Genomic DNA, 24,826 nt, shown 5'->3' on the forward strand with positions numbered 1-24,826 from the left:
CGCGGCCCGCGCAAGCTACTGGCCGTAGACGTCCGGCACCATCATGTCTTCCGGCACGGCCTGGCGCGAATAGTGCTCGTGGCGCAGGCGCTCCGGCAGGTGCACCGCCGGGTGCTCGATCTCGGTGTACGGGAACTGGCTCAGCAGATGGTGGATGCAGTTCAGCCGGGCCAGCTTCTTGTCGACGGCCTGCACGACCCACCACGGCGATTCGGCCGAGTGGGTGCGCTCCAGCATCACTTCCTTGGCCTTGGTGTACTCCTCCCAGCGGCGGCGGCTCTCGAGGTCCATCGGGCTCAGCTTCCATTGCTTGAGCGGGTCGTGGATGCGGCCCAGGAAGCGCAGCTCCTGCTCGTCGTCGGTGATCGAGAACCAGTACTTGATCAGCTTGATGCCCGAGCGCTGCAGCATGCCCTCGAAGGCCGGCACCGAGCGGAAGAACTCCTCGTACTCGTCGTCGCTGCAGAAGCCCATCACGCGCTCGACGCCGGCGCGGTTGTACCAGCTGCGGTCGAACAGCACGATCTCGCCGGCGGCCGGCAGGTGCGCGGCGTAGCGCTGGAAGTACCACTGCGTGCGTTCGCGGTCGTTGGGCGCGGGCAGGGCGACGGTGCGGCAGACGCGCGGGTTCAGGCGCTGCGTGATGCGCTTGATCACGCCGCCCTTGCCGGCGGCGTCGCGGCCCTCGAACAGGATCACGACCTTCTGGCGCGAGGCCGCGACCCAGTCCTGCAGCTTCACCAGCTCGCCCTGAAGCCGGAACAGCTCCCGGAAGTAGCGCACGCGCTCGCCGGCGTCCTCGCTGCTGGCGTCCAGCGGGTCCGCCACCAGCCGGTCCTCCATCTCCATCTCGATCTCTTCGTCGTAGCCGTCGATGAGCTCGCGCTCGATGCGGCGGCGCATCGCATCCTGGTCGAACAGGGCATTCATTCTTTCGGACTCCGCTTCAGAAGAGCTTGGCGAACAACCAGTACAGGCTGCCCGACAGCAGGATGGCGGCCGGCAGCGTCAGCACCCACGCCATCGCCAGGTTGCGGATTGTCGACCACTGCAGGCCCGACTTGTTGGCCGCCATCGTGCCCGCGACGCCGGACGAGAGAACGTGCGTGGTCGACACCGGCAGGCCGAAGTTGTCGGCCAGCCCGATGGTGAACATCGCGACGAGCTCGGCCGACATGCCCTGCGCGTAGGTCAGGTGCGTCTTGCCGATCTTCTCGCCGACCGTCACGACGATGCGCTTCCAGCCGACCATCGTGCCCAGGCCCAGCGCGATCGCCACGGCCACCTTCACCCACAGCGGGATGAACTTGGTCGCGCCGTCGATCTGCTTCTTGAACTCCTTGATGTTCGCGAGCGTCTGGTTGTCCAGCGTGACGGTCTTGTCCAGCAGCAGCAGGCGGATCGTCTCCGAGACCAGGTACATGTCGTTGCGGACGTTCGGCACCACGGCGGCCGGCACCTTGGCGAGGGTGTCGTGCTGGCGCACCTGGTCGCCGATGCTGCCCGCGACCGCCGCCAGCGACGGGATGACGTCCGGCGTGAGCTGCTTCGTGCGGATGTAGAGCGTGAGCGGCTTGGCCGGGTCGGCGGGCGCCGTGCCGGTCGAGACCTTGGACAGCGAGGCCTGCGTCACCTGGGCGATCGCGGCGAACGCCGTGGTCTGCTCGACCGGCATCGCGCGGTTCAGCGCGTACGAGATCGGCACCGTGCCGACCAGGATCAGCATGATCAGGCCCATGCCCTTCTGGCCGTCGTTGGACCCGTGCGAGAACGAGACGCCCGTGCACGTCAGCACCAGCAGGCCGCGGATCCACCAAGGCGGCGGCGTGTTGCCCTTGGGGGCCTCGTAAAGCGCCTTGTTCTTGACCAGCGTGCGCAGCGCCAGCAGCAGCAGCGCGGAGACGACGAATCCCACCAGTGGCGACAGCAGCAGCGAGTAGCCGATCTTGACCGCCTGCGACCAGTCGACGCCGCTCGTGCCGTCGCGTCCGTGCATCAGCGCATTGGCCACGCCCACGCCGATGATGGAGCCGATCAGCGTGTGCGACGACGAGGCCGGCAGGCCCAGCGCCCAGGTGCCGAGGTTCCACATGATGGCGGCGATCAGGAGCGCGAACACCATCGCGAAGCCGGCGCTGGAGCCGACCTGCAGGATCAGCTCCACCGGCAGCAGCGAGATGATGCCGAAGGCCACCGCGCCGCTCGAGACGAGCACGCCCAGGAAGTTGAACAGGCCCGACCACACCACCGCGACCTGCGGCGTCAGCGAGTTGGTGTAGATCACCGTCGCCACCGCGTTGGCCGTGTCGTGGAAGCCGTTGACGAACTCGAAGCCGAGCGCGATCACCAGCGCCAGTCCCAGCAGGATGAACGGCCAGAGGGAGGTGGCGGTCTCGCCGCTGGCGGCGTAGTCGGTCGAGATGCTGTACGCGGTGTAGCCGAGGCCGACCAGCAGCAGCAGCACGAAGACCGCCCAGGTGCCCTTGCCGGGCTTGTGGTCGAGGCGGGGCCGGCTCGGGGCCGCCGCGTCGGCGAGCGTCGTCGGGCTGACGATGGTGTTCATGGTGTGCTGTCCCTCTTCTTGAATCGAACCCGCGGATCGTGGAGTCGCTTCGTGACACCGGGGTGACAGTCGCGGGAAAGCTCGGTGTCGCGGGCCACCCTCGGCTGTATGCAAACCCTGATGCCGGGCCGGATGACTTGCGCGCCCGGGTCGAGGACAATCGATGAGTCGCCACCACGGGCCAGCCAATGCGGATCGTCATCCTCGGCAATGCGGGATCGGGCAAGTCGACGCTCGCGAAATCGCTGGCGCGCACGCAGCGTATGCCGATGCTGGATCTCGACACGCTGGTGTGGGAGCCCGACCAGGTGGCCGTGCAGCGGCCCGATGAACTCGTCTTCGCCGACCTGGCGCAGTTCTGCCGCGAGTCCGACGACTGGGTCATCGACGGCTGCTACGGCGACCTGGTCGAGGCCGTGCTGCGGCACCGCCCGCTGCTGATCTTTCTCGAGCCGGGGCAGGACGTCTGCGTCGCCAACTGCCGCGCGCGCCCGTGGGAGCCGCACAAGTACCGCAGCAAGCGCGAGCAGGACGACCATCTCGAGGACCTGCTCGGGTGGGTTCGCTCGTACTACGACCTGGACGGCTCGATGTCGCTCGCCGGCCATCGCGCGGTGTTCGAGGGCTACGCCGGCCCGAAGCGCCTCGTCACCCGCCTGGCCGAGCTAGAGCTGATGCAGAGCGCCTGGCAGGCCGCGGCTGCCACGTCGCGCGCGCGCGCGCGCGCGGGCTCGTTCGCGCGCTGACGCGTCACGCCCGCGCTCGCGGGGAATGCCGCTTGCCTGTTCGGATGAACAGGTTGGTGGAGAGCCGCATGTCAGACTTCGAGTTGGAAATGCGCGCCGCGAAGGCCGTGCACCAGACGGGTGCGTCGAGCGGGGGTCGCTGAGATGCCCGCCCAGCCCGACGACCCGACGGCCACGCTGCGCGAGTTCAAGGCCGCGGTCAACATGTCGCCCGCGGCGCTCGAGAAGTGGCTGGCCACGGGCGAGTCGCGCGCGGTCGGCATCGCGCACGGCGAGGGCAGCGAGTCGGTGGGCCACCATTCGGGCCGCCGCATCGTCGAGCTGCTGCGCAAGGACGACGCCGACCTGAGCGACTCGGACGTGGCGCACATGCGCAAGGTGGTCGGCTACGTGCATCGCCACCTGGCGCAGCGGCCGGACGGCGACGTCCGCCATACGCGCTGGCGCTGGTCGCTGATGAACTGGGGACACGATCCGCTGGATGACTGAAGATTGCTGCCCCGACGCTTCGCCCGCAACCCGCCGACCCGAGACTCGCCATGATTCCTGCCTTCGACCGCATCGACCACATCCACCTCTACGCCACGAACCGCAACCGGGCGGAGCAGTGGTATGCCGACGTGATGGGCTTCAAGCGCGTGCCCGAGCTCGAGTCCTGGGCCGACGGCGGCCCGCTGACGCTGTCGAACTCGTCCGGCACCGTGCACATCGCGCTGTTCGAGGCGCCGGCGCAGCCGTGCCGCAGCGTGATCGCGCTGTCGGTGGGCGCCGAGGAGTTCGTCGCATGGCGACAGCACCTGGTCGACAAGCTCAAGAGGCCGGTCGAGCCCGAGGATCACCAGTTGTCGTGGTCGCTCTATTTCGCCGACCCCGACGGCAACCCGTGGGAGATCACGACCTACCAGCATGCGATCGTGGCGACGCTGTTGAAGCCCGTGGGGATGTGACATCATCGCCGCGCCGCGCGTCGCGCGGACGGTAGGTCACGATGCCAACGACGGACACGCTGGAGCGCTTCATCGCGCTGGTCGAGAGCAATGCCCACGCCGAGGCGTGCGAGCAGTTCTACGCCGAGCACTCGACCATGCAGGAGAACCAGGGCACGCCGCGCGTGGGGCGCGACGCGCATGTCGCCAACGAGCGCGCAGTGATGGCACGCGCCGAGTCCGTCACGTCGACCTGCGTGCGACCGGTGCTCGTCAATGGCGACCACGTGGTGATCCGCTGGATCTTCCACTTCGTCTGGCGCGACGGCAGCGTCACGCACATGGAGGAACTCGCGTGGCAGCGCTGGGAAGGCGAACGGATCGCCGAGGAGACCTTCTTCTACGATCCGGCGCAGCGCGTGCCGTGCCGGACGTAGCGGCCGCTTATTGGGTCAGCAGCGTGTCGAGGATGATGCCGGTGGCGACGGCGGCGAGCACGTAGTCGCCGTTGACCTGCACCCAGTGGTAGCCGCGCGGGGGCTCGCTCAGGTGATGGCCGCGCCAGTCGTTGACGACGTAGCGGTCGCCGCGATATTCGGCGGGCAGCGCGCCGCCGCGACGCCATTCGTGGTTGGGGCCGACGCCGCGGTATTCGTCATGGCGATAGCCCGGATGATCCCAGTCGGGGCGATCGTGGTCGCGGTCGTGATGGTCGTCGGCCATCGAGACCAGCGGCACGGCCATCATCAGGGCGGCCAGCAGAGCGGAGATGCGTTGGAGCTTCATCATTGTTCCTTCAATAAAGGGGTGACGAAGTCCATTCTTCACGCCAGCACCACGGCGTCTGTAGGCGTCAAGGCGCTTTGCGTATCTTGACGTGGGCGCAACGAAAGTCGAACGCGGCTGCTCGTCCGGGGGTCAGAGCTTGTCGATGAGCGCGCCCACCGCGTCGGCGGCCTTGGACACCGCCGCGAAGGGCAGCTCGACGATGCCGGTCGCGACCTTGTTGGCAGTCGACAGCGTCGTCTCGACGCCATCGACGACGGCATGCGCGCCGTCCGCGATCGCGTCGCCGACGTCCGCGACCGCGGTCGAGATGCCCATCTTGATGGAATCGTAAAGCGAGCCGTCCTGCGCGGCCGGGGCGGGCGCCGGCGCCGAGGCGTTGGACATCGGGCTCGACGACGGATGGCTGGAAGCCGCCATCGCGCTCATCGCCTGCGGGCTCAGCGTGACGGTCGTGCTCGGCGCATCGGGCATCTTCGCCTGCGCGGCGTTGGACACGGGCGGCGCGATCGGCGGCAGCGGCGCCGCGGCCGTCTTTGGCGCCGACGACGTCGTGGCGGCCGGCTGCGGCAGGTTGAGGGAGGGGGTGACCATGGGCATTGCTTGCACTCCTTTGCGCCTGGTCAGTCTAGGAGCGGCCGTGAATTTCGACCGCTCGATGAGCGCCGTGAATCGGGCGCTTTCTCCAACGCGGCCCGCCGCGTGCGGGGAGTTCTTGACGGCTCATTGCGCTTGTCGCGACTGCGCGGCGAGATGCCCCGCGGCACCGGCCTTTTCGACGGTTTGACGGGCGCGAGATGGCCAAGAATCCTCGATGACAGAGCCGACTCCGTGCGGCCGCGAAAGGGATCCAGGGATGGAACGAATCAATCTCGCCGAAGGCGCCTCCGTGCGCCGCCGAATCGCCCTGCTGGGCGCCACCTGCGTCGCGCTGGCGCTGTGCGCCGGCGTGCGCCTGCTGCAGCTCGAAGGCGGGGCGGCCATGGCAATCGTCTGCCTCGCGCTCGGCGCGGCCGCCGTGGCGCTGAGCCTGTCGCTGCATGGCGCCCTCGCGCGCTCGCTGCGACCGCTCCAGGCCGGCGTGCGGGCGATGAAGGACGGCGACCTGTCGGGCCGCATCGGCGCCGAAGGCCGCGACGAGTTCGGCGCGATCGCCGCGTCGCTGGACGAGATGAACGCGAACATGTCGGCGCTGGTGGCCGACATCCGCAGCGAGGCGACGTTCGTGTCGCAGGCCAGCGAGTCGCTCGCGGCCGGCACCGGCGAGCTGGCGCAGCGAACCGAGCGCCAGGCCGCAAGCCTCGAGCAGACGTCGGCCAGCGTCCAGGACCTGAGCGGCTCGGTGAAGCAGAACGCGCTCGATGCCCGCGCCGTCGAACGGCTCGCGAGCCGCGTGCACGAGATGGCCGAATCCGGCGGCAGCCGCATGCGCGAGGCGGTGGAGACGATGCATGCCATCCGCGCCAGCTCGCAGCGCGTGCACGACATCATCGGCGTGATCGACGGCATCGCCTTCCAGACCAACATCCTCGCGCTGAACGCGGCGGTCGAGGCGGCGCGTGCCGGCGAGAACGGCCGCGGCTTCGCCGTGGTGGCCGCCGAGGTGCGCTCGCTGGCGCTGCGCAGCAGTGGCGCGGCGCAGGAGATCAAGTCGCTGATCGCGCGCTCCAGCGAGCAGGTGGCCTCGGGCGCGTCGCACATCGACGAAGTGGGCGACCTGCTGGCCAGCGTCGTCTCGGGCATCGGCGAGGTGGCCGGCAACGTGCGCGCCATCACGTCGGCGGCCGAGATGCAGAGCACCAGCCTGAGCCAGATGTCGGAGGCCATTCGCGGCCTCGACGACATCACGCAGGAGAACGCGACGATGGTGGAACGCACCTCGTCGGCATCATCGGGCCTGGGCGAACGCGCGCGCAGGCTGGCGCGCACCGTGAGCTCGTTCCGGCTGCGCCAGGGCACCGCCGACGAGGCCCATGCGCTGGTGAGCAGGGCGGTCGCGCTCTACAAGCGCCGCGGCGCGGCCTGCCTGCCCGAGATCACCGATGCCGCGAACGGCTTCGCCGATCGCGACATGTATGTGTTCGCCTGGGACCGGCACCTGGTCTATCACGCGTTCGCCGGCAAGCCGCACAACCTGCGCAAGACGGCCGCGCAGATCCTGGGCACCGACGTCGCGCAGCTGACGCACGACGTCTGGGCCGCGGCCGCGCAGGGCGGCGGCTGGGTCGACTACGACTTCCTCAACCCGGCCACCGGACAGGTCGCGCCGAAGACCTCGTTCGTCGTCCCGGTGGGCGACGACCTGGTGCTCGGCTGCGGCATCTACAAGACCGTGCAGCGCCACTGAGCGCCGCGCCCCCGGCTCAGTGCGCCTCGACGGCCTGCGCCGGCGCCTTGGCCAGGGCGGTGTCGCGTTGCGACAGGCTCGGCACGTCGCACTTCTGCACGCCGTTGGCCACGGTGTGGCAGCCGGCGATCGCGTAGCCCGACGAGCCGTTGAGCACTTCGGCGACGACGTCCTCGCGAGTGCGTTCGCGGCCCGTCGTCACGTCGCACTTCTGCACGCCGTTGGCGACGGTGCGGCAGCCGGTGGAGGCATCAGCCTTGGCGTGGATCTCGGCGACGACCTCGTCGCGACTGCGCTCGGCGCCGGTGGGCACGTCGCACTTCTCGACGCCGTTGGCGACGAGGCGGCAACCGACGTCGGTCGCGAACGCGCCGGACGTGCAGAAGGCCAGGGCGATGGCGGCGGAGGAGAGCAGGTGACGGGTTTGCATGGCGATCTCGATTCGTTGTGAGGTTTCAAGGCGCCGCATACCTTCGTGGGGTATGCGACGCACCGGGGTGACGTCACTTTACGAACGAGCGCCGGCGAGAAAAACCCGGATCGCCGAAATTCACTATTGCTGAAAACAGAGGTCCAAGGTCATTGCGTGACAGCCTGCGCGCCGGGATGCCTTTGTGGCATGGCCGGCGAGGCCGGTCAGGCGGTCCTGGGGGCCAGGTGACTGCTCGGGGTCGACCGCATGATCGCGAGCTCGTCGTCGTTCATGTCGACGCCGATGTCGCCGAACAGCGGCGTGCTGAGGTAGCGCTCGCCGGTGTCGGGCAGCATGCACAGCACCACCGAGCCCGGTGCCGCGGCCTTGCAGACTTCGAGAGCGCCGGCGAAGGTCGCGCCGCTGGAGGTGCCGACGAACAGGCCTTCCTTCTGCGCGAGCTGGCGGCTCCAGTGCATCGCGTCCGCGCCGCTGACGGTGATCACTCGCTCGATGACGTCGGCATCGACGGCATCGCGCGTCAGCTTGCCGATGAAGTCGGGGCTCCAGCCTTGCAGCGGATGCGGCTTCCATGACGGATGGCTCGCGCTGGCCGTGCCGTCCGGGTTGCTCTGCTGGGGCTGTCCGCTGGTGAGCATCGGTGCGTCGGACGGCTCGCAGACGACGATCTTCGTCTCGGGGCGTTCCTGCGCGAGCACGCGCGAGACGCCGCGCAGCGTGCCGCCGGTGCCGAAGCCCGTCACCCACCAGTCGAGCCGCTTGCCGGCGAAGTCGTCGACGATCTCGCGCGCGGTGGTGCGCGAGTGCATGTCGGCGTTGGCCTCGTTCTCGAACTGGCGCGTCAGGAACCAGCCGTGCGCCGCGGCGAGCTCGGCCGCCTTCCTGACCATCCCGGTGCCGCGCTCGGCCGCCGGCGTGAGGATGACCTTGGCACCGAGGAAGCGCATCAGCTTGCGGCGCTCGACGCTGAAGCTCTCGGCCATCGTTACCACCAGCCGATAGCCCTTCTGCGCGCAGACCATCGCCAGCCCGATGCCGGTGTTGCCGCTGGTGGCCTCCACGACGGTCTGGCCGGGCTTCAACTCGCCGCTCTTCTCGGCGGCCTCGATGACGCCCAGCGCCAGGCGGTCCTTGACGGAGCCGAGCGGATTGAAGGCCTCGACCTTGACCCACAGCTCGATGCCCTCGGGCGCGAGCTTGTTGATGCGTACGACCGGCGTGCGGCCGACGGTTTCGAGGATGTTGGCGTAGCGGGTCATGCGGTGCTCCTTGGGTGAGCGGGCATCGTAGCGCCGATGCCGGCCGCCCGCACCCCGGCTCCCGCGTTCAAGGGCCGCTCAGGGCGCCTTCGCCAGCGAATCGCGCATCACCACCGTCGGCACGAACTTGCGCGACACCGCCAGCCCCGAGCCGAAGCGCGTGTTGAGCAACTGGCGGCAGGCGTTGAGCGCCATCTCGGCGATCGGGATGCGCACGCTGGTCAGGCGCGGCGACAGGAACGCGGCGACATCGGAGTCGTCGTAGCCCATCACCGACCACTGCTGCGGCACGCGGATGCCATGGTGGCCGAGATAGCTGATCGCGCCCATGGCCATCTGGTCGTTGGCGCAGAACAGCGCCGTGACCTTGGGCTTGCGCGCGACCAGGCGCTCGCACGCGGCCCAGCCCGAGGGCGCGCTGAAGTCGCCTTCCTCGGTCGGGATCGAGGCCATCGCGATGCCCGCCTCGCCGAGGCGGTCGAACAGGCCCTGCAGGCGCTGCTTGTTGTCGCCGACGCCCGACGGCCCGGAGATCACCGCGATCCGGCGATGCCCGTGCGCCAGCAGCGCGTCGGCGGCGGCGCGGCCGGCGGCGCGGTGGTCGACGGTGAAGCAGTGCGTCTTCATGCCCTTGACGTCGCGGTTGACGATGGCCAGGTTGGCGAAGGCCTCGCGCAGCGCGGCGAAGTCCGCGTCGCGCAGCGCCGTGCTGCACAGGATGATGCCGTCGCACTCGCGCTCGATCAGGAAGCGCGCGCCGTCCAGCGACTGCTGGCGGGTGTCCTCGTCGCCGCAGCCGTTGGCAGCGACCATGTGGCGGTCGTGCAGGCGCAGCTCGGCGTCGATGGCGTCCAGCAGCGGGCCGTAGAACGGGCCCTTGAAGTCGGGCACGAACACGCCGATGGTGCCGGTGCTCTGCAGCGACAGCGCGCGCGCGATCGCGCTCGGCCGGAAGCCGAGCTGGCGCGCGGCCGCCTCCACGCGCGCCGCCGCGGCTTCGGAGAACGAGCCCTTGCCGCTGATCACGCGCGACGCGGTGCCCACGCCCACGCCGGCGAGCCTTGCGACGTCCTTGATGGTTGCCATGGCTTTGACGATATCAGCGCGAACGCGGCTGGAACGCGCTCGCCGGCAGTTCGATGCGTTCCTGCGACACCGGGTCGAACACGATGGCGCGATCCAGATCCATCTGCACGCCGACCCGATCGCCGATCCGATGGACGTCCTCCGCCGGCGCGATGGCCGCCAGCCGGTGGCCCGCCATGTCCAGCCAGACCACCTCGTGCGCGCCCATCGCCTCGACCAGCGTGATCTCCGCGTCGTCGCCAGGAAGTAGCGCGACATGCTCCGGCCGCACGCCCAGCGTCACGCCCCGGCCGGCGATCTCGCCGTCGACGAAGTTCATGCTGGGCGAGCCGAGGAAGCCGGCGACGAACGTGTTGGCCGGCCGCGCGTAGACCTCGCCCGGCGTGCCGATCTGCTGGATGCGGCCGCCGCGCATCACGGCCACGCGCGTGGCCAGCGTCATTGCCTCGACCTGGTCGTGGGTGACGTAGATCATCGTGGCGCCGAGATCGCGGTGCAGGGCCTTCAGCTCGCGCCGCAGCTCGGTGCGCAGCTTGGCGTCGAGGTTGGACAGCGGCTCGTCGAACAGGAACACCTGCGCCTCGCGCACCAGCGCGCGCCCGATCGCGACGCGCTGGCGCTGGCCACCCGAGAGCTGCGCCGGCTTGCGCGCGAGCAGCGCGTCGAGCTGCAGCATCGACGACGCCTTGGCGACGCGTCGTGCGATCTCGGCCTTCGGCAGGCCGGCGACGCGCAGGCCGAAGGACATGTTGCGCTCGACGTTCATCGTCGGATAGAGCGCGTACGACTGGAACACCATGCCGATCGCACGATCCTTCGGGTCGGCCCAGGTGACGTCCTGCCCGCCGATGTGCACGCTGCCGGCCTCGGTGTCGATCAGCCCCGCGACCGCATGCAGCAGCGTCGACTTGCCGCAACCCGACGGGCCCAGCAGCACGAGGAATTCGCCTTCGACGACGTCGAGGTCGAGGTGCTCCAGCACGAGCGTCGAGCCCATGCGCACCGCGAGTTGCTTGATCGAGACGTTCAATTCAGCCTTTCACGGCGCCGGCGGCGATCCCGCGCACGAACCAGCGGCCCGACACGAGGTAGACGGTCAGGGGTACGAGCGACGTCAGCAGCGTGGCCGCCATGTTGACGTTGTAAAGGCGCTCGCCGGTGGTGGTGTTGATGATGTTGTTGAGCTGCACCGTCATCGGCAGCCAGTCGTGGCCGGCGAACACGAGGCCGACTAGGAAGTCGTTCCAGATCGCGGTGACCTGCATGATCATCGCGACGACGACAATGGGCAGCGACATCGGCAGCATGAGCTGCACGAAGATGCGCCAGAAGCCGCCGCCGTCGATGCGCGCCGCCATGAACAGCTCGTGCGGCACGCCGGCGTAGTAGTTGCGGAACAGCAGCGTCATCACCGGCATCCCGAACAGCACGTGGATCAGCACCACGCCCGGCAGCGTGCCGAACAGGCCCATCGCGGCGAGCGAGCGGATCAGCGGGAACAGCATCACCTGGTAGGGGATGAAGGCGCCCGTCAAGAGCACGACGAAGAACGCCTGCGCCCCGCGGGGCCGCCAGAACGACAGCGCATAGCCGTTCAACGCGCCCAGCAGGATCGACAGCACGGTGCTGGGGACGACGATGGCCACCGAGTTCATGAAGCCGGTGCGGATGCCGCCGCACTCGAGCCCGGTGCAGGCCGACATCCACGCCTGCGCCCACGGCTCCAGCGTGATCCTGACCGGCAGCGCGAACAGGTTGCCGAGGCGGATCTCCTCCATCGGCTTGATCGACGTGGCCAGCATCACGTACAGCGGCAGCAGGAACAGCAGCGCCGCGCTGACGAGGAAGACGTACAGGCCGATGCGCGCGGGCCGCGGCATGCGGCCGCCCGCGCGCCGCGGCGCGCCGCGCCGGCGCTCCGCGATCGCGTCGTCGCCGAGACCCTGGCTGGGCACGACGGCGGCGCTCATCAGTCGACCCTCCGCCTGACGGCTTCGGGGCGAGCGCCTTCGGGCGGCCGGGCGGCGCTCATCAGGCAACCCTCCGCCTGACGGCTTCGGGGCGAGCGCCTCCGGGCGGCCGGGCGGCGCTCATGCGGCCGCTCCCTGCGTGGCGCTCGCCTGCATCGCGCGCGCCGCGCGCTCGCCCTGGCGTGACGCGCGCGCGCGGGCGTAGAACCACGGCGCCAGCAGCACGAGCACGGTCAGCAGCAGCACCGTCGACGCCGCCGACGCGAGCCCGATGTTGGCGCGCACCAGCAGGTTGTCGATGATGAACTTGGCCGGCACTTCACTCGCGAGTCCGGGCCCGCCCTGCGTCATCGCGACCACGACGTCGAACACCTTGACCACGCTCACCGACAGCAGCACGAACGCGGTGCCGAACGACGGCCCCAGCATCGGCAGCACGATGCTGAGGTAGACGCGCCACTTCGGGATGCCGTCGATGCGCGCGGCCATCCACAGGCTCTCGTCGATGCCGCGCAGGCCTGCCAGCATCAGCGCCATCACGAGGCCGCAGGCCTGCCAGACGGCGGCGATGGTGATCGCGTACATGACCGCGTCCTGGCGCACGATCCAGTCGAAGGTGAAGTTCGGCAGGCCCCAGCTTCGCACCGTCGACTGGATGCCCAGTTCGGGATTGAGCATCCACTGCCACACGAGCCCCGTGGCGACGAAGGACATCGCGTACGGGTACAGGAAGATCGTGCGCAGCACGCCCTCGGCGCGCACGCGCTGGTCGATGAACACGGCCAACAGGAAGCCGATCGCGAGGCAGCCGACGATGAACAGCACGCCGAACAGCGCCATGTTCTGCAGCGACAGCGTCCAGCGTTCGCTGTCGAACAGGCGCGCGTACTGCTTGAGGCCCACGTAGTCCGGGATGGGCAGCGTGCGCGAGCTGCTCACCGAGATCCGCATCGACCACAGCACGCTGCCGACGTAGACCCACAGCACGGTCGCCACCATCGGCAGCAGCGCCGCCCAGGCGACGGCGTGGCGAAGGAGAGGGCGGCGACTCGTCATCCGGCGAGTATCAACCGTTCTTCAGGGCGGCTGCGATCGCCTTGGCCGCATCGTCGGCCGACTCGTTGGTGTTCCAGAACTTGGTGATGACGTCCTGCAGCGAGCCCTCGAGGTCCGGCGAGATCAGCATCTCGGGCGTGGGCAGCTGGCGCGAGATGTCCTTCATGATCGTCACGCCCTGCTGCGCGCAGAGGTCGAGGCTCTTGACGTCGACGTCGGTGCGGATCGGGATCGAGCCCTTCTTGTTGCTGAAGGCCACCTGCGTCGCCGGCGACGTGAAGACGGTGGCGAGCAGCTGCTGCGACTTGACCTGCGCCGGGTCGGTGATCTTGGGGAACACGAACACGTCGCCCGCGACCAGGTAGGGCGACCTCGGCCCGAAGCCGGGGAAGCAGCCGAACTCCTTGCCCGCGGTCTGGTGCGCGGTGGCGAACTCGCCCTTGGCCCAGTCGCCCATGATCTGCACGCCGGCCTTGCCAGAGATCACCATCGCGGTGGCGTCGTTCCAGTTGCGGTTGGGCGAGCCGGCGTCGACGTAGTTGTGCAGGCGCTTGAACGACGTGAGCAGCGCCTTGAACTGCGGTGTCATCACCATCGCCGCGTCCTTGTCACGGTACAGCTTCATGTACATGTCGGGACCGCCGACGTGTGCGAGCCACGCGTAGAACGTGACCTTCTCCTGCCATGGCTGGCCACCGAAGGCGAGCGGCACGAGGCCGGCGGCCTTGAGCTTGTCGAGGTCGGCGAAGAACTCGTCGGGCGTCTTCGGCTCGGCCGCGATGCCGGCCTTGGCGAACGCGGCCTTCGAGTACCAGAACCACGCGGGCATGTGGATGTCGACCGGCACCGCGTAGAAGTGGCCCTTGATCCTGATCGACGACAGGATGGGCGCGGGCAGGATCTTGTCCCAGTTGTTCTTCGCCGCCACGGCGTCGACGTTGTTGAGCATGCCCTGGTCGATCAGGTCGAGGAACTGCTTGGACGTGTTGAACTGCGCCGCGGTGGGCGGCTTGCCGCCGACCATGCGGTTGACGGCCTCGGAACGCGCCTGCTCGCCGCCGGCGATCGCCGCGTCGACCCAGGTGCCGCCTGCCGCGGTGTACGCGCTCGCCAGCTCCTTGACGGCCGCGGACTCGCCGCCCGACGTCCACCAGTGCAGCACCTCGGCGCGGTTGGCCTGCGCGTGCGCGCCCGCGGCCGCGCCGAACGCGCAGGCGAGGGCGAGGGCCAGGCGGGTGGTCTTGTTGCTCATGTCTTGTGTCTCCTTGCCTTGTCTTGTCGGTTCAGGCGCCGGCGCGGCGCTGCGAGAGGAACTGCTTGAACGCCAGCGCCGAGTCCTTGGGCGTGCGCTGCTGCGTCGCGTAGTCCACGTGCACGAGGCCGAAGCGCTTCTCGTAGCCGTAGCTCCATTCGAAGTTGTCCATCAGCGACCACGCGAAGTAGCCGCGGACGTCGACGCCCCGGCGCATCGCCTCGTCGACCGCCGCGAGGTGGCTGTTGAAGTAGCGCGCGCGCTGCGCATCATGCACGCGTCCGCCCTCGACGGCGTCGTCGCTGGCCATCCCGTTCTCCGTGATGTAGACCGGTGGCAGCTGCGGATAGCGCTGCTTGAACTCCAGCAGCAGGTCGCGCAGGCCGTCGGGGAAGACCTCCCAGCCCATCTGCGTGCGCTCGACGCCGGGCAGCGGCTGCACGACGAAGCCGTGGCCACCGTCGCTGGCGATCACCTGGCGGAAGTAGTAGTTGATGCCGACGAAGTCGAGCGGCACGCCGATGGCGGCCATGTCGCCGTCGCGGATCGGCGCCCCGGCCTGCGGCCACAGCTCGCGCAGCGGCGCCGGGTAGCGGCCCAGGAACAGCGGATCGAGCGGCCAGTGGTTGGACGCGGCGGCTGCGCGCTCGGTGGCGACGAGGTCGGCCTGCGACTCGCTCGCGGGCGTCACCTGGCACACGTTGGCGACGAGGCCCACCGGCGCGTCGTCGTTGGCGCGCAGCGCGCTGGTGCCCAGGCCATGGCCCAGCAGCAGGTGATGCATGGCCTCGACGCCGTAGCGCGCGTCGGTCAGGCCCGGCGCGTGGCGGCCCTCGGTGTGGCCGATGTAGGCCGAGCAGTAGGGCTCGTTGAGCGTCATCCAGCCGGCCATGCGGCCCTTGAAGAGGCGGCCCATCTGCTCGGCGTAGTCGGCGAAGCGACAGGCCGTGTCGCGATTGAGCCAGCCGCCGCGATCCTGCAGGTGCTGCGGCAGGTCCCAGTGATACAGCGTGGCCCACGCGCTGATGCCGTGGGCGTCGAGCTGGTCGAGCAGGCGCTTGTAGAAGTCCACGCCGCGCTCGTTGATGCGGCCGTCGGCATCCATCACGCGCGGCCAGGCGATGGAGAAGCGGTAGGCGTCGAAGCCGAGGTCGGCCAGCAGCGCGACGTCCTGCGCGTAGCGGTGGTAGTGGTCGCAGGCGACATCGCCCGAGTCGCCCTGGTGCGTCTTGCCGGGGGTGTGCGAGAAGGTGTCCCAGATCGACGGCACGCGGCCGTCCTCGTGCGCCGCGCCCTCGATCTGGTACGACGCGGTGGCCGCGCCGAACACGAAGCCGGGCCGGCGCATGGCGGAGCCGGCCGGCGGGGAAATGGGAGGGATGGCGTTGTTCAAGACGTACCTGGATCGGAACGAGCGTGGAACCGATTCCACGTGGCGCGATTCTGGCTGCGGAGGCAGGGCCTCGTATCAGTGGAAACACCGACGCCCCGGCGCATGACCCCGCCGCCCCGCATGTCTTTGGGCGCGCACCTATGCTGCACGCCGAGTCCATCCCCGACGGAGCAGCTTCCATGCGCAACCATCCTCTCGGCCGCACCGGCCTGTTCGTGTCCGAACTGTGCCTGGGCACGATGACCTTCGGCGGCACCGACGGCATCTGGGGCAAGATCGGCGACCTCGGCCAGGCCGACGCCGATCGCCTGGTGGGCCAGGCGATCGACGCCGGCATCAACTTCATCGACACCGCCGACGTCTACTCGGGCGGCGTCTCCGAGACCATCACCGGCCAGGCGCTGAAGAACCTGAAGATCCCGCGCGAGAGCGTGGTCGTCGCGACCAAGGTGTTCGGCGAGACCAGCCCCGGCGCGAACGGCCGCGGCGCCTCGCGCGGCCACATCCTGGACGGCGTCAAGGCCAGCCTGAAGCGGCTGCAGCTCGATCACATCGACCTTTACCAGATCCACGGCTTCGACCCGGCCACGCCGATCGAGGAGACCGTGCGCGCGCTCGACCAGCTGGTGCGCCACGGCCACGTGCGCTACGTGGGCGTGTCGAACTGGGCGGCGTGGCAGATCGTCAAGGCGCTGGGCGTCGCGGAGCGGCTGGGCCTGTCGCGCTTCGAGTCGCTTCAGGCGTACTACACCGTGGCCGGACGCGACCTCGAGCGCGAGATCGTGCCGATGTTGAAGAGCGAGGGCCTGGGCCTGATGGTCTGGAGCCCGCTCGCGGGCGGCCTGCTGAGCGGCAAGTACCGGACCGGCGCGAACGCCGAGGCCGGCAGCCGGCGCCAGAGCTTCGACTTCCCGCCGGTCGACCGCGCGCGCGCCGACGTCGTCATCGATGCGATGCGGCCCATCGCCGAGGCCCGGGGCGTGTCGGTCGCGCAGGTCGCGCTCGCCTGGCTGCTGCACCAGCCGCAGGTCACCAGCGTGATCGTGGGGGCCAAGCGGCCCGACCAGCTGGCCGACAACATCGCGGCGACGAACGTCACGCTGGGGGCCGACGAGTTGAAGGCGCTGGGCGACGCCAGCGCGCTGCCGGCCGAATATCCCGGCTGGATGTTCGAGCGCCAGGGCGAGATCCGGCGCAGGCAGCTCGCCGACTCGGGGCGCTGAGCGCGACAGCGGCTGCTCGACCGGCCAGCATTGGTTACTCTTTTTTCGTCACGAAAACCCAATGCCGCGCAGGTCGTGCGCGATCATGGCCGCCCGAATCGAAAAGCGATGCCGCGTCCCGCGAACGTGGCCGAGAGAACCGTGACGAGATCCCTGCTGCCCAGCCCGGCCATTGCCCTCCGACGCCGAAGGGGAGGGTGCGCATGAGCGCCGCCCGGCCGCCTGAAGGCCCTCGCCTCGCAGCCGCCAGGCCGAGAGCCGCGTCATGAGCACGGACTACCTGCCCTTCGTCTCGGCCGAATCGTCGCAGCCCGTCAAGCGCGGTGGACGCTGGCAGCGCGCCGCGATGTGGTTCGTGTTCTGCTGGTTCTTCTTCGGCGGCATCGCGCACTTCGCGCTGACCGACCTCGAGGCCCGCATCGTGCCGCCGCAGATCCCCGATCCGGTCGACGTCGTGCTCGCCACCGGCGTCCTCGAGCTCGTGGGCGCGTTCGGCCTGCTGCTGCCGTGGACGCGCCGCGCCGCCGGCTGGGGCCTCGTCCTGCTGACGCTCGCGGTGACGCCGGCCAACATCTACATGCTTCGCATCCACGACCAGTTCGACATCCCCGTCTGGCTGCTGTGGCTGCGGCTGCCGCTGCAGGTCGTGCTGCTCTGGCTGATCGTCTGGGGCAGCCGCTGGAAGGTGCAGCGAAGCCTCTATTGAGCGGACGCCAGACGCAGGAAAGGCGCCGAGGCGCCTTCTGGAAGATCCGGTCGCGCGCGTGACGCGCGAGGCTCAGGTCAGCTCGTTGAGCACCTTGCCGCCCTGCTTGACGATGTAGGTGCCGTAGTTGGCGGCCGTGCTGGCGACGCTGCCGATGCCCGACAGCACCGCGCGGGCGCCCGTGCCCACGTCGGTCGCCGCGGTGCCGAGGTCGGTCACCGCGACTTCGGCGTCGGTGCCCAGCGTGGTGGCCAGGTTGGTCGCCGCGTTGGCGCCCTGCGTGGCCACGCCCCAGACGTCGCCCATCGCGTTCTCGACGTGGACGACGCCGTGGCCGATCGCCGTGGCGGTGTCCGCCAGGCCTTCGCCGACGCCCTTGACGCCGTCGACCGCCGCGTTGCCCAGCCCCTTGGCGATGTCCACGACGCCGGTGCCGATCGCCTTGACCGAGTAATAGGCCGCCTCGCCGATGTCCTCGACGCCGGTCAGCACCGCCTTGCCGAGGAACTCGCCGGTGGCCGCCAGCGCGTGCAGCGCCTCCTGGCCGATCGTCACCTCGGTGCCATGCTTGCCCGTGCCCGTGCCGGAGCCGGACGCCTTCGTCTCCGCGGCCCTGGGCACGGCGATCTTCTTCTCAGGCTGGCTGGCGGCCTTGGCCTTGCCTTTCGACACGGGGGTGGCGAAAGGGGCCTGCGCGCCACCCGAAGAGTGGACTTGGGTCATGGTGAGACTCCGGTTTCGATGCCTGAATACTATTTGCTCGAGCGTCGGTGGAATCCCCGATGAGCGCCGTAATCCCCCCGCTATATCAACATCGACACAGTCGCGCAAACTCCGGATAAGCGGCCGGGACACGGCCAATTCCTTGCTGTCGAGTCCCCGTCCTACGACAGGGTGGTTAGCAGACGGGTAATCTCCGGCAGGCCGTCCGCCGGTGCGGCGGCTCGTCCACAAACCCCAGGAGGTGCATCCATGCCCAAGACGCTGTCCCCCAAGAAGGCCGCCGCCGCCAAGACGCGCCGCGGCGCGCCCATCGCCACGCCCACCGACCTGGGCGCCAAGGCCACGAAGGAACTCTCCGGCGCGCTCAACGCCATCCTGGCCGACGTGTTCGCGATCTACCTGAAGACCAAGAACTTCCACTGGCACATGAGCGGGCCGCATTTCCGCGACTACCACCTGCTGCTGGACGACCAGGGCGACCAGCTCTACGCGATGACCGACCCGATCGCCGAGCGCGTGCGCAAGGTGGGCGGCACCACGCTGCGTTCCATCGGCCACATCGCGCGGCTGCAGCGCGTGTCCGACAACGACGCCGAGTTCGTGAGCCCGCTGGACATGCTCGCCGAGCTGCACCAGGACAACATCCAGCTTGCCGCCAGCCTGCGCGCCGTCCACGAGGTCTGCGACGACAACAAGGACATCGCCACCGCCAGCCTGATCGAGAACTGGATCGACGAGACCGAGCGGCGCGCCTGGTTCCTGTTCGAGGCGAGCCGGAACGCGGATACCGGCGGGCACTGAAAGCGGCAGTCCCTGCGAGTCGCTCGCGTTCACCGCGGGACTCGCTCTCGTCCGCGCGCGCGAGCGAAAACGAGTCGCGAAAGAGGGCGCGCGAAGGGGGTCGCGCGCGCCGATCGCGCTAGGATGGGCGCCATCCGACGAACACTTAAAACGAGGAGTTCCCCATGAAAGGCGACCCCCAGGTCATCACGCACCTCCAGGCCCAGCTGAAGAACGAACTGACGGCCATCAACCAGTACTTCGTCCACTACCGGATGTACAAGCACTGGGGCTTCGACAAGTTCGCGAAGAAGGAATACGACGAGTCGATCGGCGAGATGAAGCACGCCGACCGCCTCATGGACCGCATCTTCATGCTGGACGGCCTGCCCAACCTGCAGGATCTCGGCAAGCTGCTGATCGGCGAGAACCTGCTCGAGTGCATGAACTGCGACCTGAAGCTGGAATACGCGGCCCAGGCCACCATCAAGGACGGCATCGCCTACTGCGAGACCGCCCGGGACTACGTCTCGCGCGACCTGCTGCAGAAGATCCTCGACGACACGGAGGAGCACATCGACTTCCTCGAGACCCAGCTCGACGTCGCCGGCAAGGTCGGCGAGCAGAACTACCTGCAGTCGATGATGGGCGAGGTGAGCTGAGGCCGTCGGCCGCTGCCACCCTGGAAACGCGCAGCCTGGCTGCGCGTTTTGCGTTCTGGCTCCGGATCGGATCGCCCGGTCCGGAACTAGCCCGCAAAAGGGCTTTGTTTCGAGTCTTGTGAATGCGAACGATTCGCGTTAGGATTACGACCGTAGTCCCTTCCTGGAACGTCCCGCATGTCGTTGACCGCCGCCAAGACCGCCGCACCGCAGGAGAAGCGCCTGTGATCGTCTGCGTCTGCCATCGCGTGTCCGACCGCGACATCGAACGCGAAGTGCGCCACGGCTGCGCCTCCTTCGAGGAGCTGCAGGACGAGCTGCGCGTCGCCACGGCCTGTGGCCGCTGCCACGACTGCGCCCGAGACACCTTCGACGTCGCCCGCGCCTGCCGCCCGACGGCCGCCGAGACGCTGGCAGCCAACGCGGCCCGCGTGATCCCCATCGCTGCGCTCGCGACGGCGCCGCTGGCCGCCTGAACCCCCGCGGCGCCGGCCTTCAGGGCCGCTGCGGCTCCAACTGGCGATAGACCTCCGCGGACACCTGCGTCAGGGCCGCACGGTCCGCCGCCGCGGTGATCGCGTAGCGGAACGGGCCGTCCATCCACCAGAACACGTTCACCGGCCCCTCGCTGACGAAGCGGAAGGCCGTGTCCACGCGCGGCGCGTCGCCGGCGCGCAGGTCGGCGTTGGCCAGGCCGTGCGTCGCGGGGGATGGCTTCTCGTTCGAGACATACAGCGTCAGCCGGTGGAAGGCCGCGTCGCGGTACATGAACTGCGCGACCGGCCCGCGGTCGCCGGGCAGCAGCCGGCCGCCTTCCAGCTCGTAGCCGAGCGATTGCAGGTGCGGCGCCTTCATCGGCGCGCCCATGCGCTTCGAGAGCCACGTGACGAGCTGGTCCTCGTGCGCGCCGTCGACCTCCACCGGCCGCTTGATCTCCGGCGTGTAGACGGTGTGCGCGATCGCGGCGCGGGCGGCGAAGTCGTTGGCGGCGGCCTGGGCCGCGGCGAGCGGGGCGGCGTCCTGCGCGCCGCGCAGGGCCCAGCCGGTGCCTCCAGCGGCCAGCGCCAGCACGAGCCCCGCGGCGGCCGCGAGCCCGGCGCGGCGCCAGCCCGCGCCGCCGCGCGCGCGGCGTCGCAGCGTGGCCGGCACGGCTTCGTCCAGCACCGGATCGAACAGGCCGCGCAGCTCGCGCTTCTGGTACTCCCAGGCGCGCACGCGGGCCGCCTCGTCCGGCCGGCGCGCGAGCCAGGCCGCGACCTCGGCGCTGCGCTCGGCCGTCAACTGGCGGTCGGCGTAGGCGTGGAGCTCGGCCTCGGTGACGGGGATGTCCGGGCCCGAAGGCGGGGGCGGGAAGGCATCGGTCATTTGACGACTTTCAGGCGCACGGCGTCGCCGCCGGGCACGGACGGCGCGCCGTCCAGCAAGAGGCGCAGGCGTTCGCGGCCGCGCGACAGCCGCGACATCACCGTGCCGAGCGGAATGCCCAGCGTGCGCGCGATGTCGGCGTAGGCCATGTCCTCGAGCGCGACGAGCAGCAGCACCTCGCGTTGCTCGGGGACGAGGCGGGCGAGGGCGGCCTGCAGGTCCAGCACGGCGAGGCGCTCGCCCTGCGTCGGCGGGGCGGCGCCTTCGGGCGTGTCCTCGTCCATCGCCACCGTGGCCAGGCGGCCGCGGCGCAGCGCGTCGACGTGCAGGTTGTGCATGATCCCGAACAGCCAGGCCCGCATGTCGGCGACGTTGCGCCACAGGCTGGCGCGCGCCCAGGCGCGCTCCAGCGTGTCCTGCACCAGGTCGTCGGCGTCGTCGCGGTTGCCCGCGAGCGCGCGGGCGTAGCGGCGCAGGCGGGGCACCCAGGCGAGCAGGTCGTCGTCGGGCGTGCGCATGCTCAGGAGCCGCCGTGGTCGAAGAAGCTGTCGGGCCAGGACGAGGCCGGCCGGCTCGGCTCGCCGGCGGCGGCCGGGGCGGCCTTGCGCTTGAGGCGCGCGGTCAGCAGCGTCTTGATGCGGGCCCGCAGGCGCGCGCGGCGCACGCGCGGGGGCGCGGGGCCGTCGGCGTGGAACAGCGGCATCTGCGCCGTATCGGCGGCGGGCTGCGGCGCGGGCTCGGCGCTGGCCTCGTCGGCGGCCCATGACGGCGCCGCGCCGGTCGATCCGGCGGGATCGTCAGGACGCGACGCGCGCGGCATGGCCGTCGGAATCAGGGCTTGACCACGTGCCAGACGTCCTTGAACTTGTCGCCGCTCATGTCGCCGGCCTTGGCGTCCTTCGAGTACGTGTAGAGCGGCCAGCCCTTGTACGCCCACTGCTTGCTGCCGTCGTCGCGGGTGACGACGGACCAGTCGCCCATGGCCATGTCCGACGCCTGCGCGGCGACGGGCGGCCACAACTGGGCACAGGGGCCGTTGCAGACGCTCTTGCTGCTGCCGGCGGCGTCCTTGTCGAAGGTGTAGACGGTGGCGCCGGACGGCGTGGCCAGCACGCCGTTCATCGGGGCGGCGGGCGCGCCGGCGGCCAGGGCCGCGCAGGCGAACAGCGCGGCCGCCAGGGCGGCGAGCGAAGTCTTGAACATGGGATCTCCTCGTTGGATCTGCACCGCGACAGGCGCTGCATGCCGGGGTGGACGCAAGCTTGCACCCGTTTATTCCCGCCGGCCCGAAATTTTCCCGCGGCGGCGCGACACACGCGTGTCAGGCCGGCGTCGGCCGCCTCACTTATGCTTGCATGTCGAGACCGCCGCGTCACGGCGATCCGACCACGACAATCGCCGCCACCCCGGTGGACGGCGCATGGAGACACGACGCATGACCGCATCCTCAGGCACCGGCGTGGCCGCCTTCCTGGCCGCCCGCGACTTCCTGCTCCGCCATCGCGAGGACTACGCCACCGCGTACCGCGACTTCCGCTGGCCGCAGCTCGTCGAGTTCAACTGGGCGCTCGACCACTTCGACGCGATGGCGCGCGGCAACGACGCGCCCGCGCTGTGGATCGTCGACGAGAGCGGGAGCGAGGACAAGGTCAGCTTCGCGCGCATGTCGGAGCGCTCGTCGCAGGTCGCCAACTGGCTGCGCGCCCTCGGCGTCGCGCGCGGCGACCGCGTGCTGCTGCTGATGCCCAACGAGGTCGCGCTGTGGGAGACGATGCTCGCCTGCATGAAGCTGGGCGCGGTCATCGTGCCCACGACGACGCTGGTCAGCACCGACGACCTCGCCGACCGCTTCGACCGCGGCGCCGTCAAGCACGTCGTCTGCACCGCGTCGGCCGCGTCCAAGTTCGACGTCTTCCCCGGCGCCTACACGCGCGTCGTCGTCGGCGCGCCGGCCGGCCAGGCGCCGGCGGGCTGGCTGGACTACGCGGCCTCGCAATCCGCGCCCACCGCGTTCGCGCCCAACGCGCCGACCCGGGCCACCGACGCGCTGTTCCTGTACTTCACGTCCGGCACCACGTCCAAGCCCAAGCTGGTGCTGCACAACCACCAGAGCTATCCGGTGGGCCACCTGTCGACGATGTACTGGATCGGCCTGAAGCCCGGCGACGTGCACTGGAACATCAGCTCGCCCGGCTGGGCCAAGCACGCGTGGAGCTGCTTCTTCGCGCCCTGGAACGCGGGCGCGACGATCTTCATCTACAACTACGCGCGCTTCAACGCGCCGGCCGCGCTCGACGTGCTCGTGAAGAACAAGGTGACCTCGCTGTGCGCGCCGCCCACCGTGTGGCGCATGCTGATGCAGCAGGACCTGGCGAAGTACAAGACCTCGCTGCGCGAACTGGTCGGCGCCGGCGAGCCGCTGAACCCCGAGGTGATCGACATCGTCAAGCGCGCCTGGGGCATCACGATCCGCGACGGCTTCGGGCAGACCGAGACCACGGCGCAGGTGGGCAACCCGCCCGGCCAGCGGCTCAAGGCCGGCTCGATGGGCCGGCCGCTGCCGGGCTACGACGTCGCGCTGCTCGACGCCGACGGCAACCTGGCCGACGAGGGCGAGATCTGCCTGTCGCTGTCGCCGCGCCCGATCGCGCTGATGACCGGCTACCAGGACGACGACGAGAAGACCTCCGAAGCGATGCGCGACGGCTTCTATCACACCGGCGACGTCGCCTCGCGCGACGAGGACGGCTACATCACCTACGTGGGCCGCGCCGACGACGTGTTCAAGGCCTCCGACTACCGCATCAGCCCGTTCGAGCTCGAGAGCGTGCTGATCGAGCACGAGGCCGTGGCCGAGGCGGCGGTGATCCCGTCGCCCGATCCGATCCGGCTCGCGGTGCCCAAGGCCATCCTGATCCTGCGCGCCGGCTTCGCGCCCAGCCCGGAGCTGGCGCAGTCCATCCTCGCGTTCGCGCGCACGCGCCTGGCCTCGTACAAGCGCATCCGCATCGTCGAGTTCGGCGAGCTGCCGAAGACGTTGTCGGGCAAGATCCGCCGGGTCGAGCTGCGCCGGCGCGAGAACGCGCGCCCACCCGGCGAGGTGTGGGCGATGGAGTTCCGCGAGCCCGAGAAGGGCGAGTGAGTCGCGTCAGTAGCGGTGCACGGACTCGATGATGGCCAGGATGTTGCCTTCGGTGTCCTTGAACCACGCGGCCTTCGCGCCGTTGGCGGTGATCGCGCCGCTGGGGCTGCGCTCGCCGGGCATGTCGTAGTGCTCGAACACGACGCCGCGCGACTTCAGCTCGGCGATCTCCGCGTCGACGTCGGCCACCTGCCAGAACGCCTGGCTCGCCTGCGAGGTGCCGGCGTTGGGCGTCGGATAGAGGAAGCATGACGTGCCATTGGCGAACTCGTAGACAACGCCGCCGGACACGTCCTCCTTCGGCTTGAAGCCGAGCTTGTCCTCGTAGAAGCGGCGGGCGCGCGCGACGTCCCTGGCGGGGATGTAGGCGTAGAGCGGAAACTTCTGCAGCATGGCGGGCTCCTTGGA

General features: G+C 69.7%; 29 protein-coding genes. 11 read left to right on the forward strand and 18 right to left on the reverse strand.

What is annotated here, in order from left to right:
• Positions 1-15: 15 nt before the first annotated feature.
• Both ppk2 and LPC04_RS14355 read right to left on the reverse strand, forming a co-directional pair.
• Positions 16-930, reverse strand: coding sequence for a polyphosphate kinase 2 (ppk2, locus tag LPC04_RS14350; protein WP_275682933.1), 915 nt, complete (start codon positions 928-930; stop codon positions 16-18).
• Positions 931-946: 16 nt separating this feature from the next.
• Positions 947-2,563, reverse strand: a complete 1,617-nt coding sequence (locus tag LPC04_RS14355) for an inorganic phosphate transporter (protein ID WP_275682934.1) — start codon at positions 2,561-2,563, stop codon at positions 947-949.
• 188 nt (positions 2,564-2,751) lie between these two features.
• On the opposite strand from LPC04_RS14355, the gene LPC04_RS14360 reads away from it, so the two are divergent.
• From LPC04_RS14360 to LPC04_RS14375, 4 genes are all read left to right on the forward strand, one after another.
• Positions 2,752-3,309 carry a P-loop NTPase family protein gene (locus LPC04_RS14360; protein WP_275682935.1) on the forward strand — a complete coding sequence of 186 codons (558 nt, stop codon included), beginning with the start codon at positions 2,752-2,754 and terminating at the stop codon, positions 3,307-3,309.
• A gap of 144 nt (positions 3,310-3,453) precedes the next feature.
• The gene (locus LPC04_RS14365; RefSeq protein ID WP_275682936.1) at positions 3,454-3,798 is read left to right on the forward strand and encodes a DUF3140 domain-containing protein; all 345 of its coding nucleotides are present in this window, start codon (positions 3,454-3,456) and stop codon (positions 3,796-3,798) included.
• A 50-nt stretch (positions 3,799-3,848) separates the two neighbouring features.
• A complete protein-coding gene (locus LPC04_RS14370; protein ID WP_275682937.1) occupies positions 3,849-4,256 on the forward strand; it encodes a VOC family protein in 408 nt (135 codons plus the stop codon).
• Between the two features lie 41 nt (positions 4,257-4,297).
• Positions 4,298-4,672: a nuclear transport factor 2 family protein gene (locus LPC04_RS14375; protein WP_275682938.1), complete on the forward strand. Its 375-nt coding sequence runs from the start codon at positions 4,298-4,300 to the stop codon at positions 4,670-4,672.
• A 7-nt stretch (positions 4,673-4,679) separates the two neighbouring features.
• On the opposite strand, the gene LPC04_RS14380 is transcribed toward LPC04_RS14375, so the two are convergent.
• Together LPC04_RS14380 and LPC04_RS14385 are read right to left on the reverse strand one after the other, a co-directional pair.
• Positions 4,680-5,021, reverse strand: coding sequence for an RcnB family protein (locus LPC04_RS14380; RefSeq protein WP_275682939.1), 342 nt, complete (start codon positions 5,019-5,021; stop codon positions 4,680-4,682).
• Positions 5,022-5,153: 132 nt separating this feature from the next.
• Entirely contained in the window at positions 5,154-5,621 is a 468-nt protein-coding gene (locus LPC04_RS14385) for a hypothetical protein (RefSeq protein WP_275682940.1), read from the reverse strand.
• 256 nt (positions 5,622-5,877) lie between these two features.
• Here LPC04_RS14385 and LPC04_RS14390 point away from each other — a divergent pair, with 256 nt between their 5' ends.
• Entirely contained in the window at positions 5,878-7,368 is a 1,491-nt protein-coding gene (locus tag LPC04_RS14390) for a methyl-accepting chemotaxis protein (protein ID WP_275682941.1), read from the forward strand.
• Positions 7,369-7,384: 16 nt separating this feature from the next.
• Here LPC04_RS14390 and LPC04_RS14395 read toward each other — a convergent pair whose 3' ends face one another.
• The 8 genes from LPC04_RS14395 to LPC04_RS14430 all read right to left on the reverse strand — a co-directional run bounded on the left by LPC04_RS14395 (position 7,385) and on the right by LPC04_RS14430 (position 15,772).
• On the reverse strand, positions 7,385-7,798 hold the full coding sequence (locus LPC04_RS14395) for a hypothetical protein (RefSeq protein ID WP_275682942.1): 414 nt from the start codon (positions 7,796-7,798) through the stop codon (positions 7,385-7,387).
• 206 nt (positions 7,799-8,004) lie between these two features.
• Complete coding sequence (cysK, locus tag LPC04_RS14400) at positions 8,005-9,060, reverse strand: cysteine synthase A (protein WP_275682943.1); 1,056 nt, start codon at positions 9,058-9,060, stop codon at positions 8,005-8,007.
• A gap of 78 nt (positions 9,061-9,138) precedes the next feature.
• A complete protein-coding gene (locus tag LPC04_RS14405) occupies positions 9,139-10,146 on the reverse strand; it encodes a substrate-binding domain-containing protein (protein WP_275682944.1) in 1,008 nt (335 codons plus the stop codon).
• Positions 10,147-10,159: 13 nt separating this feature from the next.
• A complete protein-coding gene (locus LPC04_RS14410) occupies positions 10,160-11,143 on the reverse strand; it encodes an ABC transporter ATP-binding protein (RefSeq protein WP_275683200.1) in 984 nt (327 codons plus the stop codon).
• A gap of 34 nt (positions 11,144-11,177) precedes the next feature.
• On the reverse strand, positions 11,178-12,026 hold the full coding sequence (locus LPC04_RS14415; RefSeq protein ID WP_275683201.1) for a carbohydrate ABC transporter permease: 849 nt from the start codon (positions 12,024-12,026) through the stop codon (positions 11,178-11,180).
• A 210-nt stretch (positions 12,027-12,236) separates the two neighbouring features.
• Positions 12,237-13,172: a carbohydrate ABC transporter permease gene (locus tag LPC04_RS14420; protein WP_275682945.1), complete on the reverse strand. Its 936-nt coding sequence runs from the start codon at positions 13,170-13,172 to the stop codon at positions 12,237-12,239.
• A gap of 10 nt (positions 13,173-13,182) precedes the next feature.
• Positions 13,183-14,424, reverse strand: coding sequence for an ABC transporter substrate-binding protein (locus LPC04_RS14425; protein ID WP_275682946.1), 1,242 nt, complete (start codon positions 14,422-14,424; stop codon positions 13,183-13,185).
• Between the two features lie 31 nt (positions 14,425-14,455).
• The gene (locus tag LPC04_RS14430; RefSeq protein WP_275683202.1) at positions 14,456-15,772 is read right to left on the reverse strand and encodes a GH1 family beta-glucosidase; all 1,317 of its coding nucleotides are present in this window, start codon (positions 15,770-15,772) and stop codon (positions 14,456-14,458) included.
• Between the two features lie 224 nt (positions 15,773-15,996).
• Between LPC04_RS14430 and LPC04_RS14435 the strand changes: the two genes are divergently transcribed.
• Both LPC04_RS14435 and LPC04_RS14440 read left to right on the forward strand, forming a co-directional pair.
• Positions 15,997-17,040, forward strand: a complete 1,044-nt coding sequence (locus tag LPC04_RS14435) for an aldo/keto reductase (protein WP_275682947.1) — start codon at positions 15,997-15,999, stop codon at positions 17,038-17,040.
• A 265-nt stretch (positions 17,041-17,305) separates the two neighbouring features.
• Complete coding sequence (locus tag LPC04_RS14440) at positions 17,306-17,746, forward strand: DoxX family protein (protein WP_275682948.1); 441 nt, start codon at positions 17,306-17,308, stop codon at positions 17,744-17,746.
• Between the two features lie 72 nt (positions 17,747-17,818).
• Here the strand turns inward: LPC04_RS14440 and LPC04_RS14445 are convergent, their stop codons facing one another.
• Entirely contained in the window at positions 17,819-18,469 is a 651-nt protein-coding gene (locus LPC04_RS14445; RefSeq protein WP_275682949.1) for a hypothetical protein, read from the reverse strand.
• Positions 18,470-18,718: 249 nt separating this feature from the next.
• Between LPC04_RS14445 and LPC04_RS14450 the strand changes: the two genes are divergently transcribed.
• The 3 genes from LPC04_RS14450 (at position 18,719) to LPC04_RS14460 (ending at position 20,387) form a co-directional block, all read left to right on the forward strand.
• Positions 18,719-19,270, forward strand: a complete 552-nt coding sequence (locus LPC04_RS14450) for a Dps family protein (RefSeq protein WP_275682950.1) — start codon at positions 18,719-18,721, stop codon at positions 19,268-19,270.
• Positions 19,271-19,434: 164 nt separating this feature from the next.
• Positions 19,435-19,911: a bacterioferritin gene (bfr, locus tag LPC04_RS14455; protein WP_275682951.1), complete on the forward strand. Its 477-nt coding sequence runs from the start codon at positions 19,435-19,437 to the stop codon at positions 19,909-19,911.
• Between the two features lie 224 nt (positions 19,912-20,135).
• Positions 20,136-20,387, forward strand: coding sequence for a (2Fe-2S)-binding protein (locus LPC04_RS14460; RefSeq protein ID WP_275682952.1), 252 nt, complete (start codon positions 20,136-20,138; stop codon positions 20,385-20,387).
• Positions 20,388-20,406: 19 nt separating this feature from the next.
• On the opposite strand, the gene LPC04_RS14465 is transcribed toward LPC04_RS14460, so the two are convergent.
• The 4 genes from LPC04_RS14465 to LPC04_RS14480 are packed head-to-tail and all read right to left on the reverse strand — an operon-like array spanning position 20,407 to position 22,479.
• A complete protein-coding gene (locus LPC04_RS14465; protein ID WP_275682953.1) occupies positions 20,407-21,276 on the reverse strand; it encodes an anti-sigma factor family protein in 870 nt (289 codons plus the stop codon).
• On the reverse strand, positions 21,273-21,794 hold the full coding sequence (locus tag LPC04_RS14470) for an RNA polymerase sigma factor (RefSeq protein ID WP_275682954.1): 522 nt from the start codon (positions 21,792-21,794) through the stop codon (positions 21,273-21,275). Before LPC04_RS14470 ends, LPC04_RS14465 begins: the two co-directional genes overlap by 4 nt.
• Before the next feature lie 2 nt (positions 21,795-21,796).
• The gene (locus LPC04_RS14475) at positions 21,797-22,096 is read right to left on the reverse strand and encodes a hypothetical protein (protein WP_275682955.1); all 300 of its coding nucleotides are present in this window, start codon (positions 22,094-22,096) and stop codon (positions 21,797-21,799) included.
• 11 nt (positions 22,097-22,107) lie between these two features.
• Entirely contained in the window at positions 22,108-22,479 is a 372-nt protein-coding gene (locus LPC04_RS14480; protein ID WP_275682956.1) for a COG4315 family predicted lipoprotein, read from the reverse strand.
• Positions 22,480-22,711: 232 nt separating this feature from the next.
• Between LPC04_RS14480 and LPC04_RS14485 the strand changes: the two genes are divergently transcribed.
• The gene (locus LPC04_RS14485) at positions 22,712-24,418 is read left to right on the forward strand and encodes an AMP-binding protein (RefSeq protein WP_275682957.1); all 1,707 of its coding nucleotides are present in this window, start codon (positions 22,712-22,714) and stop codon (positions 24,416-24,418) included.
• Between the two features lie 6 nt (positions 24,419-24,424).
• Here the strand turns inward: LPC04_RS14485 and LPC04_RS14490 are convergent, their stop codons facing one another.
• A complete protein-coding gene (locus LPC04_RS14490) occupies positions 24,425-24,811 on the reverse strand; it encodes a VOC family protein (RefSeq protein ID WP_275682958.1) in 387 nt (128 codons plus the stop codon).
• Positions 24,812-24,826: the final 15 nt, after the last annotated feature.

It is taken from the genome of Scleromatobacter humisilvae, from assembly GCF_023231945.1.
GTDB classification, from domain to species: Bacteria; Pseudomonadota; Gammaproteobacteria; order Burkholderiales; family Burkholderiaceae_C; genus Scleromatobacter; species Scleromatobacter humisilvae.

Coding starts and splice junctions, on each gene's coding strand:
- LPC04_RS14440 (WP_275682948.1), top strand. CDS start 17,306: ATGAGCACGGACTACCTGCCCTTCGTCTCGGCCGAATCGTCGCAGCCC.
- LPC04_RS14355 (WP_275682934.1), bottom strand. CDS start 2,563: ATGAACACCATCGTCAGCCCGACGACGCTCGCCGACGCGGCGGCCCCG.
- LPC04_RS14450 (WP_275682950.1), top strand. CDS start 18,719: ATGCCCAAGACGCTGTCCCCCAAGAAGGCCGCCGCCGCCAAGACGCGC.
- LPC04_RS14475 (WP_275682955.1), bottom strand. CDS start 22,096: ATGCCGCGCGCGTCGCGTCCTGACGATCCCGCCGGATCGACCGGCGCG.
- LPC04_RS14390 (WP_275682941.1), top strand. CDS start 5,878: ATGGAACGAATCAATCTCGCCGAAGGCGCCTCCGTGCGCCGCCGAATC.
- bfr (WP_275682951.1), top strand. CDS start 19,435: ATGAAAGGCGACCCCCAGGTCATCACGCACCTCCAGGCCCAGCTGAAG.
- LPC04_RS14385 (WP_275682940.1), bottom strand. CDS start 5,621: ATGCCCATGGTCACCCCCTCCCTCAACCTGCCGCAGCCGGCCGCCACG.
- ppk2 (WP_275682933.1), bottom strand. CDS start 930: ATGAATGCCCTGTTCGACCAGGATGCGATGCGCCGCCGCATCGAGCGC.
- LPC04_RS14435 (WP_275682947.1), top strand. CDS start 15,997: ATGCGCAACCATCCTCTCGGCCGCACCGGCCTGTTCGTGTCCGAACTG.
- LPC04_RS14410 (WP_275683200.1), bottom strand. CDS start 11,143: ATGGGCTCGACGCTCGTGCTGGAGCACCTCGACCTCGACGTCGTCGAA.
- LPC04_RS14395 (WP_275682942.1), bottom strand. CDS start 7,798: ATGCAAACCCGTCACCTGCTCTCCTCCGCCGCCATCGCCCTGGCCTTC.
- LPC04_RS14360 (WP_275682935.1), top strand. CDS start 2,752: ATGCGGATCGTCATCCTCGGCAATGCGGGATCGGGCAAGTCGACGCTC.
- LPC04_RS14485 (WP_275682957.1), top strand. CDS start 22,712: ATGACCGCATCCTCAGGCACCGGCGTGGCCGCCTTCCTGGCCGCCCGC.
- LPC04_RS14380 (WP_275682939.1), bottom strand. CDS start 5,021: ATGAAGCTCCAACGCATCTCCGCTCTGCTGGCCGCCCTGATGATGGCC.
- LPC04_RS14465 (WP_275682953.1), bottom strand. CDS start 21,276: ATGACCGATGCCTTCCCGCCCCCGCCTTCGGGCCCGGACATCCCCGTC.
- cysK (WP_275682943.1), bottom strand. CDS start 9,060: ATGACCCGCTACGCCAACATCCTCGAAACCGTCGGCCGCACGCCGGTC.
- LPC04_RS14445 (WP_275682949.1), bottom strand. CDS start 18,469: ATGACCCAAGTCCACTCTTCGGGTGGCGCGCAGGCCCCTTTCGCCACC.
- LPC04_RS14405 (WP_275682944.1), bottom strand. CDS start 10,146: ATGGCAACCATCAAGGACGTCGCAAGGCTCGCCGGCGTGGGCGTGGGC.
- LPC04_RS14480 (WP_275682956.1), bottom strand. CDS start 22,479: ATGTTCAAGACTTCGCTCGCCGCCCTGGCGGCCGCGCTGTTCGCCTGC.
- LPC04_RS14470 (WP_275682954.1), bottom strand. CDS start 21,794: ATGCGCACGCCCGACGACGACCTGCTCGCCTGGGTGCCCCGCCTGCGC.
- LPC04_RS14425 (WP_275682946.1), bottom strand. CDS start 14,424: ATGAGCAACAAGACCACCCGCCTGGCCCTCGCCCTCGCCTGCGCGTTC.
- LPC04_RS14415 (WP_275683201.1), bottom strand. CDS start 12,026: ATGCCGCGGCCCGCGCGCATCGGCCTGTACGTCTTCCTCGTCAGCGCG.
- LPC04_RS14420 (WP_275682945.1), bottom strand. CDS start 13,172: ATGACGAGTCGCCGCCCTCTCCTTCGCCACGCCGTCGCCTGGGCGGCG.
- LPC04_RS14430 (WP_275683202.1), bottom strand. CDS start 15,772: ATGCGCCGGCCCGGCTTCGTGTTCGGCGCGGCCACCGCGTCGTACCAG.
- LPC04_RS14365 (WP_275682936.1), top strand. CDS start 3,454: ATGCCCGCCCAGCCCGACGACCCGACGGCCACGCTGCGCGAGTTCAAG.
- LPC04_RS14375 (WP_275682938.1), top strand. CDS start 4,298: ATGCCAACGACGGACACGCTGGAGCGCTTCATCGCGCTGGTCGAGAGC.
- LPC04_RS14370 (WP_275682937.1), top strand. CDS start 3,849: ATGATTCCTGCCTTCGACCGCATCGACCACATCCACCTCTACGCCACG.
- LPC04_RS14490 (WP_275682958.1), bottom strand. CDS start 24,811: ATGCTGCAGAAGTTTCCGCTCTACGCCTACATCCCCGCCAGGGACGTC.